This is a genomic window from Billgrantia sp. C5P2, from assembly GCF_051062895.2.
Map to the genome: position 1 here is coordinate 4,359,236 of NZ_CM128542.1, position 17,929 is coordinate 4,377,164.

Below are 17,929 nucleotides of genomic sequence, written 5' to 3' on the forward strand. Positions count from 1 at the left end.
GAGGATTCCATGTTCAAACCACTTATCACATCCCTGGCCGTTATCCTCGGCTCGCTGGCCATGGTCGGCAGCGCGCTCGCCGACTATCCGGAGCGCAACATTCAAGGCACCATCCAGTGGGGCGCAGGTGGCGCCACCGATAACGTCGCCCGCAGCCTCACGCCCCATGTCGAGGAGATCCTGGATACCACCATCGTGCTGACCAACCGCCCTGGCGGCACCGGCGTGATCGGCATGAACCATGTCATGCAACAGCGCCCCGACGGCTACAACCTGCTGATCGGCGCCGAGAACCCGCAGCTCTATCCGCTGATGGGGCTGGCCGACTTCACCTACGACGACATGCATACCGTCAACATCATCGGCCAGGGCCTGGTGGTGATCGCGGCTCCGGCGGATAGTCCCTTCGACAGCTTCGCCGACCTGCTCGAGCATGCCCAGCAGAACCCGAACGAGCTGCGCATGGGCGGCACCGGCGCCGGCGGCCTGCCAAGCACCGTACACGCCATGATCAATGCCGTGGACGAACTCGACGTGCGAACCGTCACCTTTGGTGGCGATGGCCCCGGTATCACCGCCATGCTGGGCGGCCACATCGACTTCATGCCGCTGAGCCTGGCCGCCGCCGGCGAACAGATTCGTGGCGGCAAGATGAAGGGGCTGGCCGTGCTCACCACAGAGGAGATCGAATTGCTGCCAGGCGTACCGCCGATCACCGAGGCGCTGCCCGACATCGAGGCCTTCCTGCCGTGGGGGCCGTTCTGGGGCGTCTTCGTCCATCAGGACACTCCGGACGATATCAAGGCCATCCTGGAAGACGCCTATGAGCAGGCCGTTGCCGAGGAGGAGTTCGTCGAATTCCTGCACAACTTCGGCGCCGAACCGCTGAACCTGCGCGGCGAGGAAGCTCAGCAGTACCTGGACAGCTGGCAGTCGGTTACCGCCTGGTCCATGTTCGAAGCCGATGCCGAGACACTGAAAGCCACGCCTGAAGAGCTCGGCATTCCGCGTCCGTAACCCATCTTCGCGGTGAAGGGGGCGGCAAAGCCTCCCCCTTGGAGTCTGTTGATGAGCAAGAAAATCGAGCGCGTACAGGCGGGTGAAAAGGTCTTCGACTGGCTGCTTCTTCTGTTGAGTATCGGTGTACTGGTCGAGGCTTACCGCATCGACGGTGGATTGAGGCTCAACTCGGCCGGCTCCTTCCCGGTGGGCCTGGCCCTGGTGATGCTGGCCTCGTCGCTGGCCATTCTGTTCAGCCACCGCTACAAGCGACGTGATGAGCAGATTGGTGGTGCCCGCCAAGAGTTACGCGCATTCTTCCACGAGCACTTCCAGCCCCATATCGTGGTCTTCTCCGTGGCCGCGGTGATCTATCTCGCGGCCATCGTCTGGGCAAGCTTCTACGTCAGTACCTCCATTTTCCTGGCAGCGATGTTCATCTACCTCCGCCAGGGCAAGGTCGTCAGCTCACTGCTCATTACCGCGGTGGCTCTTGTGATCATCTATGTCCTTTTCACCGTGGTCTTCCGCGTCTACCTTCCCTGACCTTCGAGGCCTTCGATGAGTGACACCCTTTCCTTCCTGCTCATGGCCTGGCTCGACCCGGGCCTGCTCGGCCTGACCGCCCTCGGCGTGCTGGCCGGCATCTATATCGGCGCCATCCCCGGCCTCTCCGTAACCATGGCCGTGTCGATCCTGATCTCCTTCACCTTCTCCTGGGACATCAACAATGCCCTGGCGCTGATGGTCGGCATCTATGTGGGTGGCGTCTATGGTGGCTCGCGTACCGCCATCCTGCTCAACATCCCCGGCGCTCCCTCGGCGGTGACCACCGCCTTCGACGGCTACCCGCTCGCACAGCGCGGCGAGGCCGGCCGCGCCATCGGCCTGAGCACCGTGATGTCGGTGATCGGCGGACTGATCGGCGTCGCCGTACTCGCCGGCACCGCCCCTTATCTCTCCGACCTGGCCCTGCAGTTTGCGCCTCGCGATTACTTCCTGATCGCCGTTCTCGGCCTGCTGCTGGTCAGCTCGCTCTCCGGCAAGTCGCTGTCACGCGGTATTTTCTCGGTGGCATTGGGCAGCGTCATTGGCCTGGTGGGCATGGACATGGTCACCGCCCAGCCGCGCCTCACCCTGGGGCAAATGGAGCTGCTCGGGGGCATTCACTATGTGGTGGTGATGATCGGCCTGTTTGGCGTGGCCGAGGCACTCTACCAACTGCACAACCTGGCCAAGGTGCCGATCAAGCAGAACGTCGACAAGATCGTGCCGCCGCTGAACATGGTGCTGAAATTCCTGCCCCTCTCGATACGTACCGCGGTGATCGGCGTCATCGTCGGCGCACTACCCGGCACCGGTGGCGATATCGCTTCGCTGTTTGCCTACGATCACGCCAAGCGCACCGTCAAGAACCCCAGCCGCCCGTTCGGCGAAGGGGCCTACGAGGGCCTGGTGGCACCGGAGACGGCCAACAATGCCGCGGTAGGCGGTGCCTATGTGCCGATGCTGACCTTGGGCATGCCCGGCGATGCGGTGACCGCCGTGATCATCGGTGCCCTGGTCATCCACGGGCTCAACCCCGGGCCCATGCTGATGATCGAAACCCCGTATATTTTCTGGTTCACCGTGGGCAACCTGGCACTGGCGAACATATTCCTGCTGATATTCGGGCTCACCGGCATCAAGATCTTCTCGAAGATCGTCGAGGTACCCAAGGCGGTGCTGATCCCGCTGATCCTGGTGCTCTGTGTCGTCGGTACCTACTCCATCAACAGCAACATGATGGAGGTCTACTGGATGCTCGGCTTCGGCATCCTCGGCTACTGGCTCAAGGTATTCGGCTTCCAGATGGGCCCGATCATCCTCGGCGTCATCTTGGGCCCGCTGCTCGACGAGTCCTATCGCCAGGCAATGTCCTCGGTAGGCGACCGTGGCGGGGATTTCCTGCTGGCCCTGGTCACCAACCCGCTGTCCCTGGTGTTGACCAGCGTGATTACACTGGTGCTGCTGAGCAATACCCCGCTCAAGAGCTGGGTGGCCAAACGCTTCAGCAGGGCCTGACGCACCCTGGCGCGGCCATGCCCGGTCGCGCCAACGGTGAAAAAAACCAAGGACAAAGGGGAGAAGTGTGATCGGTCCACCCCTTCACTATGCGCTGGTCTTCGACTTCGATGGTGTGGTGCTGGACTCGGCCACCCTCAAGCGTCAAGCCTTCGCCGATCTCTACGCCGAGGCGCCTGCCCCCCAGTACCAGGCCGTATGCGCCTACCTGAACCGAAAGGGGGGTCAGCCGCGCGAGGTCAAGTTTCGCCACATCGAGGCGCATATCTTTGGCCGCCAAGCCAGCGAAGCACGCATCCGGGAACTCTGTGCCCTCTTCAAGGCAAGCGTCGAGCAGCGCCTTTTGCAGGCCCCGGCCATTCCCGGCGCCGTGGAATTTCTCGCCCGCTGGGCCGGCAAGCGTCCGCTCTATCTGCTTTCGGCCACTCCCGAGGCCGAGCTGAAGGCCATCGTCGAGAAGCGCGAGCTCGCACGCTATTTCAGTGAGGTCGTCGGCTCGCCTCCCGACAAGGTCACCGGCTTGCGTAACCTTCTGGTTCGCTGCGGACATGCCGCACACGAAACGGTGATGATCGGCGATTCGTACAACGATTTTCGTGCCGCCCGCTCCAACGGCACCCGCTTCGTCGGCGTCACCGCCGACCCGGGCGCATCCCCTTTCCCTGACGACACCATTACCGTCCGCGATTTGCACGGTCTGGAAGCCGCGTTGCAGGAACTCTGACCAGGAAAGCCCGAGTCATTACTCTTGCCGTTCCACCTCCTGCCCCTTCTGCCCTGGCTCTATCGTCGCTTCATTCCCAACCTTCGACGCCCGCCATGTCGGGCAGCTCATGGGCGATCCCCTTGTGACAGCTGATGCAGGTATCGTCGCCGTCGATCAACCCGCGCCGATGCGCCGCGGCCGCCCTGGGACTTTGCCGGGTAAAGTCCATGGCACCCTCGTCGTGGCAGTTGCGGCACTCCAGCGAATCGTTGGCCTCGAAGCGACGCCACTCGCGCGAGGCCATCTCCAGGCGATGATCGAGGAACTTCTCGCGGGTATTGATGGTGCCGAAGATCTTGCCCCAGACCTCCTTCGAGGCCTGCATCTTGCGCGCGATCTTGTCGGTCCAGTCGTGCGGCACGTGGCAGTCCGAGCAGACCGCCCTCACCCCCGAGCGATTGGTGAAGTGAATCGTCGGCTGGATCTCTTCGTAGACGTTGGCGCGCATCTCGTGGCAGCTGATGCAGAACCGCTCGGTATTGGTCGCCTCCATGGCGGTGTTGAAGCCGCCCCAGAACAGCACCCCGCCGATGAAGCCCCCCACGGTGAGAAACCCCAGGCTGAAGTAGCCGCTGGGCGAGTTGAAGACGCGCCAGAAGACCGAGAGCAGGTTCTTGATACGTTTGATCATGCAGCGGACCTCACTCTTCCGGCTCGCGTGGCTGGCGGAGAATTTCGGCGATATCGACGAAGCGGTTCTCGACCGCCAGCGGCGCATCCGTCTGCGGCACGTGGCACTGGTTGCAGAAGTAGCGCCGCGGCGAGAGTTCGGCGAGGAAGTTGCCTTCGCGGTCCATGTAGTGGGTCACGCTGATCATCGGCGCCTGGGTGTCGCCGACCCGCTGGCGGCTGTGGCAGCTCATGCAGCGGTTGGCGTTGAGATCGACCTGATAGTTGTCGATCTTGTGCGGGATGGTCGGCGGCTGCATCGGGTAGGCCCGGATGCGACGGCGATCATGGTTCTCGACGTTGTAGAGCGGCTCGGGAGTGCGCTCCTCGAGCAGCGGCACGTGGCCGCGCAGGGCATCGAGCTCGCCCTCCTGGGCGAGCACTCCTAGGCTGATTCCCAAAATGGCGACGGCAGTAGCGATCATTCGCATCGTGCTTCCCTCCCTAGACCGGTTCGATCCGGCAGGCGCACTTCTTGAAGTCCGTCTGCTTGGAGATGGGGTCGGTGGCATCCAGCGTGACCTTGTTGATCAGCTGACTGGCGTCGAACCAGGGCACGAACACCAGCCCCCTGGGCATGCGGTTGCGCCCGCGCGTCTCGACGCGGGAATTCATCTCGCCGCGTGGGCTGATGATGCGCACCTCGCTGCCGCGGCGCACGCCGAGTTGGCGTGCGTCCTCGGGATGCAGGTAAACCACCGCCTGGGGAAAGGCGCGATGCAGCTCCGGTACGCGTCGGGTCATCGAGCCGGAGTGCCAATGCTCAAGCACCCGGCCGGTGACCAGCCACAGCGGGTACTCCTCGTCGGGCGACTCGGCGGGCGGCTCGTAGGGCACGGCGTAGATGACGGCGCGGCCGTCCTTGTGGCCGTAGAACTGGAAGTCGCGCCCCTCCTCCACGTAAGGGTCGTACTCGCCGTTGTAGCGCCAGCGCGTCTCCTCGCCGTCGACCACCGGCCAGCGCAGCCCGCGCTCCTGGTGATAGCGTTCGAACGGGGCCAGGTCGTGGGCCTTGCCGCGGGTGAACTTGGCATACTCCTCGAACAGCCCCTTCTGCACGTAGAAGCCGAAGTGGCGGGCCTCGTCGTTGTCGTACTCCTCGTCGAGCTCGTCGAGGCCGAAGGCGTCCACCTGGCCGTTGCGGAACAGTACCTCGAACATCGACTTGCCGCGGTACTCCGGGTTGGCCTCGAGCATCTCCTCCGGCCACACCTCCTCGATCTGGAAGCGCTTGGAGAACTCCATCATCTGCCACAGGTCGGAGCGCGCCTCGCCGGGCGCCTTGACCAACTGGTGCCAGAACTGGGTGCGTCGCTCGGCATTGCCGTAGGCGCCTTCCTTCTCGACCCACATCGCCGCCGGCAGGATCAGGTCGGCCAGCTCGGCGGTCACGGTGGGGTAGGCGTCGGAGACGACGATGAAGTTGTCGGGGTTGCGATAACCGGGATAGGTCTCCTCGACCAGGTTGGCCGCCGCCTGGACGTTGTTGTTGCACTGTACCCAGTAGACGTTGATATCGCCGTCCTTGAGCATGCGGTTCTGCAGCACGGCATGCGCGCCGGGCTTCTCCTGGATGGTGCCCTCCGGCACCTTCCAGGCATTCTCGGCGAAGCGGCGGTGGTCGGGATTGGTCACCACCATGTCGGCCGGCAAACGGTGGGAGAAGGTGCCGACCTCGCGCGCGGTGCCGCAGGCCGAGGGCTGGCCGGTCAGCGAGAAGGGACTGTTGCCCGGGGTGGAGATCTTGCCGGTCAGCAGGTGGATGTTGTAGATCATGTTGTTCGCCCAGACCCCGCGGGTGTGCTGGTTGAAGCCCATGGTCCAGAACGACATCACCTTGGTGTCGGGGTCGGCATAGAGTTCGGCCAACTGGTCGAGCTGGCGCTGGGGCACGCCGGAGAGCTCGCTGACCGTCTGGGCATCGTACTGCTGCAGGAATTCCCGATAGCGCTCGAAGTCGATGTCGCGGGCGCCGCCGCTGTCAGCGGCATTCTCGGCCGCCAGCTCCAGGCGATGCTCGGGGCGCAGTCCATAGCCGATGTCGACGTTGCCTTCCATGAAGCGCACGTGCTCGTTGACGAAGTCCCAGTTCACCCGGTCGTTCTCGATGATGTAGCGCTGGATATAGTTGAGGATCGCCAGGTCGGCCTGGGGCGTGAAAATGATCGGCTGGTCGGCCAGCTCGAAGGAGCGGTGCTCGAAGGTGGAGAGCACTGCCACCTTGACGTGCGGCGCCGAGAGCCGGCGGTCGGTCACCCGGGTCCACAGGATGGGGTGCATCTCGGCCATGTTGGAGCCCCACAGCACGAAGGCATCCGCCGCCTCGATGTCGTCGTAGCAGCCCATCGGCTCGTCCATGCCGAAGGTGCGCATGAAGCCGAATACCGCAGAGGCCATGCAGTGGCGCGCGTTGGGGTCGATGTGATTGGAGCGGAAACCGGCCTTCATCAACTTGTTGGCGGCGTAGCCCTCCCACACCGTCCACTGGCCGGAGCCGAACATGCCGATGCCCTGCGGCCCCTTCTCGCGCAGCACCGCCTTGTACTTGTCGGCCATGACGTCGAAGGCCTCGTCCCAGCTCACCGGAGTGAATTCGCCCTCCTTGTCGTAGACGCCGTCACGCTTGCGCAGCAGCGGCTGGGTGAGGCGGTCCTCGCCGTACATGATCTTCGAGAGGAAGTAGCCCTTGATGCAGTTGACGCCGCGATTGACCGGCGAATTGATGTCGGCGTGGGTGGCGACCACCTGGTTGTCGCGCGTCGCCACGTTGACCCCGCAGCCCACGCCACAGAAGCGGCACGGCGCCTTCGACCACTTCAGCTGCGATTGGCTGGCGTCGGTGACCACGTTTTGCGCCTGGGCCGTTGCGCTGATCCCTGCCGCCGCGGTGGCTGTCGTCGCCGCCGTGGCCTTGATGAAGTCACGTCGCGTCAGCGTCATTACTCATCTCCTCCATCTCCCTGTCCAGTTCCGCAGCACTTTCCGCATGGTGATACACCAGGCTCACCGACAGCACGCCGGGCGCTCGCTGAAGCCCTTCGATGAATTCCACGATCTCGCGCTGCCCCGCCGTCTCCAGCAGCAGCACCATCTTGCCGCACGGGTCCGTGGCGTGAACCTCGACGCCCGGGTGGGCCTGGCAGTGCCGTCTGGTCTCGTCTATGCGCTCCGGCTGGAGCTGCACGACGAGGCTCGAAATATGCACCTGGGCGTTCATGTCCCCTCCTCAAAGGCGGGTTGTATGCAGGCGGGTCGAATGGCCTGATTCCAGCGGGCCGACCGCCACCGCCTGGGTGGGGCACACCGATACACAGGCCCCGCAGCCGTTGCAGGCCGCACTGTCGACCGTCGGCTCCGGCACGCGCCGGGCATTGAAGGCGAAGTGGATCGCACCGGCCTCGCAGCTCTCGCCGCAGCTACGGCAGTAGACGCCCTGCGGCCCCAGGCATGCCGAGCCGATAGCAGCGACGTGTCGCCACGGCGGTTCGCGCTCTGGGTCGCGAAAGACATCTTCCTCACAGGCCTCGACGCAGGCTCGACAGAAAGTACATTCGCCCAGCCGAAAATCGACCTGCGGAAAACCGGCTGCATCGCGCACGATGATGTCGGTTTCGCAGGCCTGGAGGCAGTCGCCGCATTGGCTGCAATTCGCCAGGAATTTGGGCTTTTCACGGGCCCAAGGGGGGCGCAGCGCAGGGGAATATTCGAGGCGCCCCTTGAGCAGAGCTCGTCGCGAGGGTTCCACGCCCATTTCGGTTCTCCACGGTCTTTTTATTTCATTCTTGTGTCGCGATTCTTCTTTCTTTCGTTCTGGCTAACCTACCTCTCGACCCGCTAACCGGGCGGCCCGGGAGGTCCCGCAAAGATCTGGAAGATCCACACGGCGAAGCCGTAGCCGGAGACTACGAGCACGGCGAGGATCGGAAACAGGATGCCGGCGAGAAACAGGAAGACCAGCAGTTCCCGCTTCTTTTGCTGCCGCTCTTCGGGCGTTTGCGGCTTGGGTTTTCGGCTAGGCTTGTCGAGCGTTCTTTGCATGAATCGGCACCAGAGCGAGACGTCTTGTACTACCGTAGGAAGCAAAGAGGTATTGCGCAAACCGGATTCAAGCTCGCTCAGCATCCAGGAAATAAGCAGGAGCAACGGAATGAAAATCTTTCTCTCGAAGGGCTCGACTTTCCTAGCGGTTGCGCTGGCCTGCCTGCTGGCCGGTCCTCCGGCCCTGGCGCAGGAGAGCGATGACCGTGAAGCGATCCAGGCCAGCCTGCGGGCCCTGCATCAGCATCAGGCCGACCTGGCGGAGCTGGCCGAGGAGCGTGCCGAAGATGACGAGATCGTCCAACTGGCCAACACGCTGCGGCGCGACCATGCCATTCTCGACGAGTGGCTGGCCGAGGCCAGCGAGAACAGCGACACCCCGCACGACGAGCACGCCCTCCACGACCGCGAGTCCTTCGAAGCGTTGCGCGAGCTGGAAGGCGAGGCGTTCGACGAGACCTTTCTGTCCTACCAGATGGAGCTGCACATGGCCGCGATCGAGTACCTGGAGCAGAACCGCCCCCAGGGGGACGAACAGCTCGACGAGTTCAACAACCACCTGCTCGTCACCCACGAGACGCTACTCGTCAATAGCGAGCTGATCGACTCGTTGCTCTAAGGGGGAGTGTCGTGCCAGGGCCCGCTGCCGTGGGGTACGACAACGGGCGCCAGGTTCAGGCGCGCTCGGCGGCGCGGATCACGGCATCCAGCGCGGCCAGGTAGCCCTGGCTGCCGAGGCCGGCGATCACACCATCGGCGCGCAACGAGACGTAGGAGTGGTGACGGAAGCTCTCGCGCTTGTGCACGTTGGAGAGATGCACCTCGATCACCTTGCCCTCGAAGGCGTTGAGCGCATCGAGAATGGCCACCGAAGTGTGGGTATAGGCGGCGGGGTTGATGACGATCGCCGCGGTGCCATCCTCACGCGCGGCGTGAATGGCGTCGATCAGCACACCCTCGTGGTTGCTCTGTAACGCCTTGATGTCCCAGCCGTTGACGGCGGCTTTCTCGTACAGCGCGTTGTTGATGTCGTTCAGCGTCTCACGGCCGTATATTTCGGGCTGGCGGGTGCCCAGCAGGTTGAGATTGGGGCCGTGCAGGATCAGGACCTTGTTCATCGCTAGCTCTCTCGGGGGAACGGAATCGGGCGGGAGGGACTCATGCCTGCGGCTCCAGCAGCCGCTGCCAGGCGTCGATCACCGCCTGGCGGTGGGCGTGGAAATCGGCGTCGCGGCCGCGGGCGGGCTCGCGGGTCAGCGAGGCGCGATGCGCGGTGCTGCGCAGGGCCAGGTAGGCCTCGCGCAGGCGCTGGCACTCTTCGGCGGGCAGCCGGCCGGTGCTCTCCAGGGTCTCGAGGATGCGCATGTTGTCGCTCCACTGCAGTAGCTCGGGTGTCTCGTGGCCCATGGAGAGCACCGCGAACTGGCACAGGAACTCGATGTCGATCATGCCACCGGGGTCGTGCTTGAGGTCGAACTCGCCCTGCCCGGCCTTGCCACCCAGGTGGTCGCGCATCTTCTGGCGCATCTTCACCACCTCCTCGCGCAGCGCCAGACAGTCGCGCTCGCGCCCGAGAATCTCGCGGCGCACCGCATCGAAGCCCTCGGCCAGGCGCGGGTGGCCAGCCACCACGCGGGCGCGCACCAGCGCCTGATGCTCCCAGGTCCAGGCTTCGCGGCGCTGGTAGTCGCCGAAGGCATCGAGCGTGGTGGCCAGCAGCCCGGCGTTGCCCGAGGGGCGCAGGCGCATGTCGACTTCGTAGAGGGTCCCGGCCGGGGTGACCGCGGTAAGCAGGTGAATGATGCGTTGTCCCAGGCGTGTGAAGAACACCGGGGTGTCGATGGGCCGCGCGCCGTCGGTCTCGCCCTGGGAATCGGCATCGTGAATGAAGACCAGGTCGAGGTCCGAGCCGTAGCCCAGTTCGATGCCCCCCAGCTTGCCGTAGCCGACGATCAGGAACTCCGGCTCGGCTCCGGCACGCGAGCCGTCGCGGCGCCGCGGATAGCCGTGCTTGCGCACCAGGTGGCGCCAGGCCATGGCCAGCACCTTCTCCAGCAGCACTTCGGCAATATAGGTGAGATAGTCGCTGACCTTCATCAGGTGCCGGGTACCGGCGATGTCCGAGGCGGCGACGCGCAGCACGTGAGCGTGCTTGAACACGCGCAGCGCCTCAAGCTGGGCCTCCTCGTCATCCTCCGGGATACGCCCCAGGACCTGGCGCAATTCGTCGGCCAGACGTGCCTTGTCGGCCGGGGTGTAGAGCGTATCCGGCGTCAGCAACTCGTCGAGCAGCAGCGGGTAGCGGGCCAACTGCTCGGCGATCCAGGGGCTGGCACCGCACAACCCCATCAGGTGGCTCAGCGCCTCGGGGTTCTCGCGCAGCAGCGCCAGGTAGGCGGTTCGCCGCAGCACCGACTCGATCAGCGGCAACACCCGTTCAAGCGCGGTATCGGGTGTGTCGCTTGCGGCCACGGCGTCCAGCAGCAGTGGCATCAGCGCCTCGAGGCGGTCGTAACCGATGCGCTGCATGGATTGCACCTGGCGCGACTGGCGCAGGGTCGTGAGGCGCCGCAGTGCCATCTCGGCCTGCTCGAAGCCCACCTCGGCGAGCATCGTCTGCGCCTCCTCGGCCTCGAGCTCGCTGCACCACAGCGCGCGCCACTCCTCGAGCGACAGGGCCCCCTCTCCCGGAGCCTCGCTCGACTCCTCAACCTCCTCCTCGGGATCGGCGATCACCGCGTCGAAGTGGTCGCGTACCCGGCTGCGCACCTCGTCGAGCCGCGCCACGACCGCCGGCCAGTCCTCCATGCCCAGCGCCTGGGCGACGCGCTCGCGGTCGAGGTCGTCATCGGGCAGGCTCTGGGTCTGGCGATCCTCGAGCGCCTGCAGCGCGTGCTCGAGGTCGCGCAGGAAGACGTAGTCGGGCTCGAGCTCATCGACCACACTCTGTGGCAACAGACCAAGCGCGGGCAGGCGTGCCAGGGCGGAACGCAGCGAGGTGACCTGCAGCTCGGTATCGCGTCCGCCGCGGATCAACTGGAAGGCCTGCACCACGAATTCCACTTCGCGGATACCGCCGGGGCCGAGCTTGATGTTGGCCTGCATGCCGCGGCGTTTGACCTCGCGGTTGATCAGCGCCTTCATCTCGCGCAGCGATTCGATGGCGCCGAAGTCGAGGTATTTGCGATAGACGAAGGGCCGCAGGTTGCCGAGCAGCTCGCTCCCGGCCCCCAGGTCGCCGGCCACCGGCCGCGCCTTGAGCAGGGCGTAGCGCTCCCACTCCCGGCCCTGGTCCTGATAATAGGCCGCCAGCGAACTGAAATTGCCGACCAGCGGGCCGCCTTCGCCCAAGGGTCGCAGGCGCATGTCGACGCGAAAGGCGAAGCCGTCGGCGGTGACCGCATCCAGCGCGGCGATCAGCCTCTGCCCCAGCTTGGTGAAGTACTCCTGGTGTTCGAGCGACTTGCGCCCGCCCTCGGTCTCGCCCTTTTCGGGGTAGGCGAAGATCAGGTCGATATCCGAGGAGAGGTTGAGTTCACCGGCGCCGAGCTTGCCCATGCCCAGCACCACCAGGCGCTGCTCGCTGCCATCGGCGCGCGGCGCCGGACGCCCCCAGCGCGGCTCGAGGTGCGCCTCGAGCCAGCCCAGCGCCCCTTCGAGACACACCTCGGCAAGCCGCGACACAGAGGCGGCCGTGGCCCACATGTCGGTGCCCGCCGGCCGCGTCAGGTCACGCCAGACGATGCCCAGCATGCGCGCCCGGCGGAAGCGGCGCAGCGCCGCGTGCAGGGCGGCCTCGTCCTCGGCGCTCTCCAGCCGCTCGGCCAGCCAGGCGCCGAGCGTATCGGCGCCTGGGGCTGTATCGAGCTCGCCGTTGGCATCGAGGTGCTGCAACCAGTCGGGGTAGCGCACCAGCGTATCGGCCGCGAAGTCGGAAATGGCGATGACGCGCGCCAGTTGGCGCCGACGCTCGGGATCGAGCCCCTGCCAGTTCTCCGACGGGAGTTCCTGGCCGGTCATCTCGGCAACGCTGTCGCTGCGTGCCAGGCTTTCGCCGAGACGCTGCCAGGCCTTCTCCAGTGCAGGCACGAGTGCGGGGGGAAGATCGACGGCGGGCAGGAAGTCATCGGGTAAGGGCATGGCAACGGGCCTTGTCGCAGCTGGGTCACCCTCAGCATATCGAAGGCGCCGGCTGTGCGGCACCCCTGAACCGGGGCGTTGCGGCATTCAGCCGAAGAATTTCTGCCAGGCGAGCAGCCCCCAGGTCAGGCCGGCGGCCAGCAGCGCGATCATTACCGCCGCCGAGCCAATGTCCTTGGCGCGCCCCGACAGTTCATGGTGCTCGGTGCCGATGCGGTCCACCACGCTCTCGATGGCACTGTTGATCAGCTCCACGGTGAGTACCAGCAGGCAACTGCCGACCAGCAGTATCCACTCCACCGGACCCGAGCCGACCCACCAGGCCAGCGGCAGCATGACCACGCACAGAGCAAGTTCCTGCCGGAACGCCGTCTCGTGGCGAAAGGCGAATTTGAGCCCCTTGAGCGAGTAGCCCGTGGCATCGAAGAGGTGCCGCCAACCGGTACGTGCTGGTTTCATCGTCTCGCTATCCTTACTTGCGGGTAGACGTCAGTGCGCTTCGATCATGCGCTCCAGATCCTGGGTCAAGGGATCCAGCACCTGGGCCCAGTTGAGCCAGGGCGTGGAAGCGGTACCGTTGACCAATACCGTGAACACACCCCAGCGCCCCGAGCGGGTACGGAAGTACCCGCTGGCGGCGCGCACCGCATGGGGCTGGTTGAGAGTGCCGGTCTTGAGCATGAGGTGGTCCTGGACCAGCGGCGAACCACGGCGAATGAAGCGCGACACGCCGTTGGACGGCGACTGGAAGCTGGCGACGAAGCTGGGAAACAGCGACGAGCGGTGGAACATGCTCTCCAACAGCGTGTTGGCGCCCTGTGCCGAGGTACGGTTCTCGGTGGTCAGGCCGCTGCCGCTGAACATGATCACCGGGCCGTGATCGGGTAGCCCGGCCACGTAGTCCTGGATCGCTTCCCCTGCCTGGAGCAGGGTCGCCCGGGGTGTATCGACCAGATTGAGCGCGAGCACGTCAGCCATGAAGTTGTTGGAGTAGTTCATGACGTGCAACAGCAGCTCCTGTAGCGACTTGCCTTCCACTTCTGCCAGGGAGCGGGCGGAAGCGGGAGGTGGCTCGATGCTGGTGGCATAGCCATCGCCGATGGAAATTCCGGCCTGTTCGAGCATGGCCGTGAGGGTACGCGCCGTCTGGCGAGCAGGGTCGCCGCTGGCACGATAGACGTCACGAGGCGCGGCATCGAGCGCGATGTGACCGCGTAGCAGCATGACATCCCCCTCTTCGCGAGTGACGCGCTCGGCGCTGAACTCGGTGCCGGTCCCGGCCGCGCGCGTTTCGACCTGGTTGTCGATGCCCACGATCAGCGACTGGCTGTCGCAGCTGGTGACCCGAGCCGGCTCGCCCGACACTCCAGGAGCCACGTTGACGCACCAGTTGCCATGGTTGACCCCGGCCGACGAGAGCAGCGCACTGTAGCTGTTGGCGGCGCGCGACTGGGCCTCGCAGCGATCGGTGGTGATGCACTCCACCGGGCCGAAGCGCCACTGGCTTACCACGAGGCGCCCTTCGATCTCGCGCACGCCGGCCTGATGCAGCCGCTGTGCCAATCGCCACAGATCCTCGCTGGCCAGCGCAGGGTCGCCACCACCATCGAGTATCAGGTCACCGCGCAATATGCCGCTGGCGTCGAGGTCGGCAGTACTGACCAGTCGCGTGGTGAAACGATGCTGGGGGCCCCAGCGGTCTAGCGCCGCCGCCGCCAGGTAGGCCTTGGATACCGACGCCGGCGATAGCTGGCGCTGCGGCTCGATGGCACCCAGCACCTCGCCGGAGCGCCCGCCGTCCCCCAGCAGCCGGGCCTCGGCGCTGATCTGAAAGCCCTTCTCGAGCATTTTTTCCAGCTCCGGAAAACCTGCCGCGGAGGCGGCCAGGGGGAGCCATAATCCTAGGAACAGAGCCAGGCAACCCAGCCTGACGGCAGCAATCGATAGCATCTCGGTCAAACCCATCCAACGCCCATCGAATCCGGTTCAATGGGCGGAAACGCGTGAAAAGAGCTGGATCACCACCACACCGGTAATGATCAGGCCGATGCCCAGCACGGCCGGCAGGTCGGGCCTCTGGCCGTACACCACGGCACCGACCATGGCCACCAGCACGATACCCAGGCCGGCCCAGATTGCATAGGCGATGCCGACCGGGATGGTGCGCAGCACCAGCGACAGCATGAAGAAGGCGATAAAGTAGCCGACCACCACCACCAGGCTGGGGCCAAGCCGGGTAAAGCCATCGGTGGCCTTGAGCGCACTGGTCGCCACGACTTCCGCCACGATCGCCAGCGCCAGGTAGATGAATGCCATCAGCCAACCTCCTTTGCACCGCCCGGGACGAGCTGCGGCGCGTAGGGCAAATCTGCTACCAGGCGCCAGAGAGACTGACCGCTCAAGTGGTACTTGCGTTCAAAGGGCGTCAGGTATCGCTCGCCGGGAACGAAGGTTTCCACCGCGGCGTCAATGCCGGTGACCTGCCTGAGCGCCTGGGCGAACTCCTCCACGTAGAGCTGCCAGTTGGAGCGCAATTCCAGCCGGCCGCCAAGCGCCAGGATCACCGGCAGCACCGGGTGGCCATGCCAGCGCTGCTTGAGGTGCGCCGACTTGGGATAGGGATTGGGATAGAGCAGGTAGTGCCGCGCCGGCTGCCAGCCGGCGGCCAGCGCCAGTCGCCAGAAGTCCACCAGGTCGGCGCGTACCAGCAGGGCGTTGCCCCCCACCTCGCCATGCTCCCGCGAGAGCCGATCGGCACTGCGATCCACGCCGATGACCAGGTGATCGTCGAAACGGGCAGCCAGTTGCCGCGTCGACAGCCCCACGCCGCAGCCGGCATCTAGGATCAACGGGTGTCGCCCACCATCGCGCTCGTACCAGGCACGGGCGCGATCGAACGCCTCGAGCGTATGCTCGGCTACGGGCTTGCGCAGGGGATGACTCAGGGCGCGCTCGACCCTTCGTGCAATGTCCTTGTGCGGGCCGAGCTGGTTGGTGGCGATGGCACGGGAAGTGGCATGCATGGCGGAAGCGGTTCGGTAGCGGACGAACTGGCCATTCTAGCAGCCATGACGCAGCAGGCGAGGGGCAAAAAAAAGGCGCACCCAATATCGGGAGCGCCCACATACCCACTCGTATGACTCAAACAGCGTCGACAGCATAACCCTTCTCGCGCCTTTTTTCAAACGTTTGTTTTATCCTTCTCGGTCAGAACTTGCACCGCACGCCCATGACGGCGTCCCGAGGCGGGTGCTATGATCTTCTCCCTTATATCTTCATTACTGACTCGCACGAACAGCACAACGAGGAAAGCGGCTTGTCACACTTACCGGTGATCGTCGGCATGGGCGGCGTCAACGCCGCCGGTCGTACCTCAGGCCATCAAGCATTTCGTCGCACCGTGATCGACGCCCTTCCCGAAGCCGAGCAGCAAGCCCTGCTGCTCGGCCTGGCCGCCCTGATGGGGCTGGGCAGCTGCCGGGAAGGCGCCTGGTACGACGCCGCCGGAAATCCCATCGCCGCCAGTCGGCTGGCCGAGAACTGCCGTGCGCAGGTGCTCGACCATACCCTGATCCGGCGTATCGAAGATCCCCGCTTCAACGACGACGGGCTACCGGCCAATCGTCGCGCCGGCCTGGGCCTGGGATCGGAACTGACCTTCAGCATCCGCCGCCGCCAGCTCCCCGAGCGGCTGCCGCCGACCTGGCAAGTCCGTGAGCTGGACCGTCACACCCTGGAGGTCACGGTGCCCCCGGGTGAGCTCGACGTGCTGCTGCCGGAGACCCGACCGGCCCAGGTGCGGGCTGCCGGCCAGCTGCCCAGCGGCTTCGATCCCAGCCGCTACTACCGCAGCGTGCACCATCCCCGCGGCCTGTCGATGTCGATTTTCGCGGCCAGTGACTGCCTGGCCAGCAGCGGCCTGGAGTGGGAGACCCTGCGCGACCGCCTGGACCCCGACGACATCGCCGTCTATGCCGGCAACTCCATCGGTCAGCTCGACGACGAGGGCTGGGGCGGGCTGCTCAAGAGCTTCGTCTCGGGCAACCGCGCCACCTCCAAGCAAATGCCGCTGGGCTACGGGCAGATGCCCGCCGATTTCCTCAATGCCTACGTACTGGGCAGCGTCGGTGGCACCGGTGCCGTTCTCGGCGCCTGCGCCAGCTTTCTCTACAACCTCCGTCTGGGCGTCGAGGACATCCGCAGCGGCCAGCGCCGTGCGGTCATGGTGGGCACCTCCGACGCCCCGGTAACGCCCGAGATCATCGAGGGCTTCCGCGCCATGGGCGCCCTGGCCGACGACGAGAGCCTCAAGGCGCTGGATGCCCTGGAACTGCTCACCGATGCCGACTACCAGCGCGCCTGCCGCCCCTTCGCGCGCAATTGCGGCTTCACCATCGCCGAGGCCAGCCAGTTCGTACTGCTGCTCGACGACGCCCTGGCGCTGGAGCTCGGCGCCGAGATCCTCGGCAGCGTGCCGGGCGTGTTCGTCAATGCCGACGGCTGGAAGCGCTCCATCTCCGCTCCCGGTATCGGCAACTACATCACCCTGGGCAAGGCGGCCTCACTGGTACGCGACATGCTGGGTGAAGAGGCGCTGCGCGAACGCACCTTCCTGCATGCCCACGGCACCAGCACGCCCAAGAACCGGGTGACGGAATCCCACGTCTTCGACCTGGTCGCCCGGGCCAACGGCATCGAACACTGGCCGGTCGTGGCGGTGAAGGCCTTCGTCGGGCACTCCCAGGGCAGCGCGGCCGGGGACCAGCTGACCAGCGCGCTGGGCAGCTTTGCCCATGGCATGCTGCCGGGTATCCCCACTCTCGACGCGGTGGCCGCCGACGTTCACGCCGAGCGGCTGCGCTTCTCGTGTACACCGGTGCCCTTCGCTGCCGACGCCGCCTTCATCAATGCCAAGGGCTTCGGCGGCAACAACGCCACCGGCGTGGTGCTGTCGCCCGCCGTTACCGAGCGCCTGCTGGTGAAACGCCATGGCGAAGCCACCATCGCGGCCTGGCGTGAGCGACGCGAAGCCATCCGCCAAGTCAGCCAGGCCTATCTGGCCCAGGCCGATGGCGGCCACTACCAGGCGCGCTACCGCTTCGGCGAAGGGGTGCTGGAAGGACCCGAACTCGACGTCAGTGCCACCAGCATCACCATTCCCGGCTACACACGCCCGGTGTCACTGGCGGTGGACAATCCCTTCGGCAAGCTGGACGACTGACCCGCCCGGGCGGCATTGTCGGTCCGGTCGCG

18 protein-coding genes are annotated in these 17,929 nt (G+C 65.4%); 6 read left to right on the plus strand and 12 right to left on the minus strand.

From position 1 onward, the window contains the following. Nucleotides 1-9 precede the first annotated feature (9 nt). From ACRWQA_RS20275 to ACRWQA_RS20290, 4 genes are all read left to right on the plus strand, one after another. Complete coding sequence (locus ACRWQA_RS20275) at nt 10-1,017, plus strand: tripartite tricarboxylate transporter substrate binding protein (protein WP_434229685.1); 1,008 nt, start codon at nt 10-12, stop codon at nt 1,015-1,017. A 51-nt stretch (nt 1,018-1,068) separates the two neighbouring features. After that, on the plus strand, nt 1,069-1,545 hold the full coding sequence (locus ACRWQA_RS20280; RefSeq protein WP_263581521.1) for a tripartite tricarboxylate transporter TctB family protein: 477 nt from the start codon (nt 1,069-1,071) through the stop codon (nt 1,543-1,545). Between the two features lie 15 nt (nt 1,546-1,560). Then, nucleotides 1,561-3,063 (plus strand): tripartite tricarboxylate transporter permease, encoded by a 1,503-nt coding sequence (locus tag ACRWQA_RS20285; RefSeq protein ID WP_434229688.1) that lies wholly within the window; start codon nt 1,561-1,563, stop codon nt 3,061-3,063. 67 nt (nt 3,064-3,130) lie between these two features. Continuing rightward, complete coding sequence (locus ACRWQA_RS20290) at nt 3,131-3,787, plus strand: HAD family hydrolase (RefSeq protein ID WP_263581523.1); 657 nt, start codon at nt 3,131-3,133, stop codon at nt 3,785-3,787. Between the two features lie 70 nt (nt 3,788-3,857). Here ACRWQA_RS20290 and ACRWQA_RS20295 read toward each other — a convergent pair whose 3' ends face one another. The 6 genes from ACRWQA_RS20295 to napE form a co-directional block, all read right to left on the minus strand. After that, complete coding sequence (locus ACRWQA_RS20295) at nt 3,858-4,460, minus strand: NapC/NirT family cytochrome c (RefSeq protein ID WP_434229691.1); 603 nt, start codon at nt 4,458-4,460, stop codon at nt 3,858-3,860. Nucleotides 4,461-4,470: 10 nt separating this feature from the next. After that, nucleotides 4,471-4,929 carry a nitrate reductase cytochrome c-type subunit gene (locus ACRWQA_RS20300; protein WP_434229694.1) on the minus strand — a complete coding sequence of 153 codons (459 nt, stop codon included), beginning with the start codon at nt 4,927-4,929 and terminating at the stop codon, nt 4,471-4,473. A gap of 13 nt (nt 4,930-4,942) precedes the next feature. Continuing rightward, nucleotides 4,943-7,438, minus strand: a complete 2,496-nt coding sequence (gene napA, locus ACRWQA_RS20305) for a nitrate reductase catalytic subunit NapA (protein ID WP_434229695.1) — start codon at nt 7,436-7,438, stop codon at nt 4,943-4,945. Then, entirely contained in the window at nt 7,419-7,715 is a 297-nt protein-coding gene (locus tag ACRWQA_RS20310) for a chaperone NapD (RefSeq protein ID WP_263581527.1), read from the minus strand. Before ACRWQA_RS20310 ends, napA begins: the two co-directional genes overlap by 20 nt. A gap of 9 nt (nt 7,716-7,724) precedes the next feature. Continuing rightward, nucleotides 7,725-8,249 carry a ferredoxin-type protein NapF gene (napF, locus tag ACRWQA_RS20315; protein WP_434229697.1) on the minus strand — a complete coding sequence of 175 codons (525 nt, stop codon included), beginning with the start codon at nt 8,247-8,249 and terminating at the stop codon, nt 7,725-7,727. A gap of 83 nt (nt 8,250-8,332) precedes the next feature. Beyond that, nucleotides 8,333-8,536 carry a periplasmic nitrate reductase, NapE protein gene (napE, locus tag ACRWQA_RS20320; protein WP_263581529.1) on the minus strand — a complete coding sequence of 68 codons (204 nt, stop codon included), beginning with the start codon at nt 8,534-8,536 and terminating at the stop codon, nt 8,333-8,335. Between the two features lie 109 nt (nt 8,537-8,645). Between napE and ACRWQA_RS20325 the strand changes: the two genes are divergently transcribed. Next, complete coding sequence (locus tag ACRWQA_RS20325; RefSeq protein WP_434229699.1) at nt 8,646-9,155, plus strand: DUF4142 domain-containing protein; 510 nt, start codon at nt 8,646-8,648, stop codon at nt 9,153-9,155. Between the two features lie 55 nt (nt 9,156-9,210). On the opposite strand, the gene aroQ is transcribed toward ACRWQA_RS20325, so the two are convergent. The 6 genes from aroQ to trmB all read right to left on the minus strand — a co-directional run bounded on the left by aroQ (nt 9,211) and on the right by trmB (nt 15,699). Next, entirely contained in the window at nt 9,211-9,654 is a 444-nt protein-coding gene (gene aroQ / locus ACRWQA_RS20330; RefSeq protein ID WP_263581531.1) for a type II 3-dehydroquinate dehydratase, read from the minus strand. Between the two features lie 40 nt (nt 9,655-9,694). Next, entirely contained in the window at nt 9,695-12,676 is a 2,982-nt protein-coding gene (gene glnE, locus ACRWQA_RS20335; RefSeq protein WP_434229701.1) for a bifunctional [glutamate--ammonia ligase]-adenylyl-L-tyrosine phosphorylase/[glutamate--ammonia-ligase] adenylyltransferase, read from the minus strand. Between the two features lie 87 nt (nt 12,677-12,763). Continuing rightward, nucleotides 12,764-13,135, minus strand: coding sequence for a diacylglycerol kinase (locus tag ACRWQA_RS20340; RefSeq protein ID WP_263581533.1), 372 nt, complete (start codon nt 13,133-13,135; stop codon nt 12,764-12,766). A gap of 30 nt (nt 13,136-13,165) precedes the next feature. Next, complete coding sequence (dacB, locus tag ACRWQA_RS20345) at nt 13,166-14,524, minus strand: D-alanyl-D-alanine carboxypeptidase/D-alanyl-D-alanine endopeptidase (RefSeq protein WP_487247142.1); 1,359 nt, start codon at nt 14,522-14,524, stop codon at nt 13,166-13,168. A gap of 138 nt (nt 14,525-14,662) precedes the next feature. Beyond that, a complete protein-coding gene (locus ACRWQA_RS20350; protein ID WP_412031234.1) occupies nt 14,663-14,995 on the minus strand; it encodes a DMT family transporter in 333 nt (110 codons plus the stop codon). Continuing rightward, nucleotides 14,992-15,699 (minus strand): tRNA (guanine(46)-N(7))-methyltransferase TrmB, encoded by a 708-nt coding sequence (gene trmB / locus ACRWQA_RS20355; RefSeq protein WP_263581536.1) that lies wholly within the window; start codon nt 15,697-15,699, stop codon nt 14,992-14,994. Before trmB ends, ACRWQA_RS20350 begins: the two co-directional genes overlap by 4 nt. 320 nt (nt 15,700-16,019) lie before the next feature. Here trmB and ACRWQA_RS20360 point away from each other — a divergent pair, with 320 nt between their 5' ends. Continuing rightward, the gene (locus ACRWQA_RS20360; protein ID WP_434229766.1) at nt 16,020-17,897 is read left to right on the plus strand and encodes a beta-ketoacyl synthase; all 1,878 of its coding nucleotides are present in this window, start codon (nt 16,020-16,022) and stop codon (nt 17,895-17,897) included. The last annotated feature ends 32 nt before the right edge of the window (nt 17,898-17,929 follow it).

Bases quoted from the DNA above. Each gene is read 5' to 3' on its own strand.
- ACRWQA_RS20275 (WP_434229685.1), top strand. From the start codon at position 10: ATGTTCAAACCACTTATCACATCCCTGGCCGTTATCCTCGGCTCGCTG.
- ACRWQA_RS20280 (WP_263581521.1), top strand. From the start codon at position 1,069: ATGAGCAAGAAAATCGAGCGCGTACAGGCGGGTGAAAAGGTCTTCGAC.
- ACRWQA_RS20285 (WP_434229688.1), top strand. From the start codon at position 1,561: ATGAGTGACACCCTTTCCTTCCTGCTCATGGCCTGGCTCGACCCGGGC.
- ACRWQA_RS20295 (WP_434229691.1), bottom strand. From the start codon at position 4,460: ATGATCAAACGTATCAAGAACCTGCTCTCGGTCTTCTGGCGCGTCTTC.
- ACRWQA_RS20300 (WP_434229694.1), bottom strand. From the start codon at position 4,929: ATGCGAATGATCGCTACTGCCGTCGCCATTTTGGGAATCAGCCTAGGA.
- napA (WP_434229695.1), bottom strand. From the start codon at position 7,438: ATGACGCTGACGCGACGTGACTTCATCAAGGCCACGGCGGCGACGACA.
- ACRWQA_RS20310 (WP_263581527.1), bottom strand. From the start codon at position 7,715: ATGAACGCCCAGGTGCATATTTCGAGCCTCGTCGTGCAGCTCCAGCCG.
- napF (WP_434229697.1), bottom strand. From the start codon at position 8,249: ATGGGCGTGGAACCCTCGCGACGAGCTCTGCTCAAGGGGCGCCTCGAA.
- napE (WP_263581529.1), bottom strand. From the start codon at position 8,536: ATGCAAAGAACGCTCGACAAGCCTAGCCGAAAACCCAAGCCGCAAACG.
- ACRWQA_RS20325 (WP_434229699.1), top strand. From the start codon at position 8,646: ATGAAAATCTTTCTCTCGAAGGGCTCGACTTTCCTAGCGGTTGCGCTG.
- aroQ (WP_263581531.1), bottom strand. From the start codon at position 9,654: ATGAACAAGGTCCTGATCCTGCACGGCCCCAATCTCAACCTGCTGGGC.
- glnE (WP_434229701.1), bottom strand. From the start codon at position 12,676: ATGCCCTTACCCGATGACTTCCTGCCCGCCGTCGATCTTCCCCCCGCA.
- ACRWQA_RS20340 (WP_263581533.1), bottom strand. From the start codon at position 13,135: ATGAAACCAGCACGTACCGGTTGGCGGCACCTCTTCGATGCCACGGGC.
- dacB (WP_487247142.1), bottom strand. From the start codon at position 14,524: ATGCTCGAGAAGGGCTTTCAGATCAGCGCCGAGGCCCGGCTGCTGGGG.
- trmB (WP_263581536.1), bottom strand. From the start codon at position 15,699: ATGCATGCCACTTCCCGTGCCATCGCCACCAACCAGCTCGGCCCGCAC.
- ACRWQA_RS20360 (WP_434229766.1), top strand. From the start codon at position 16,020: ATGGGCGGCGTCAACGCCGCCGGTCGTACCTCAGGCCATCAAGCATTT.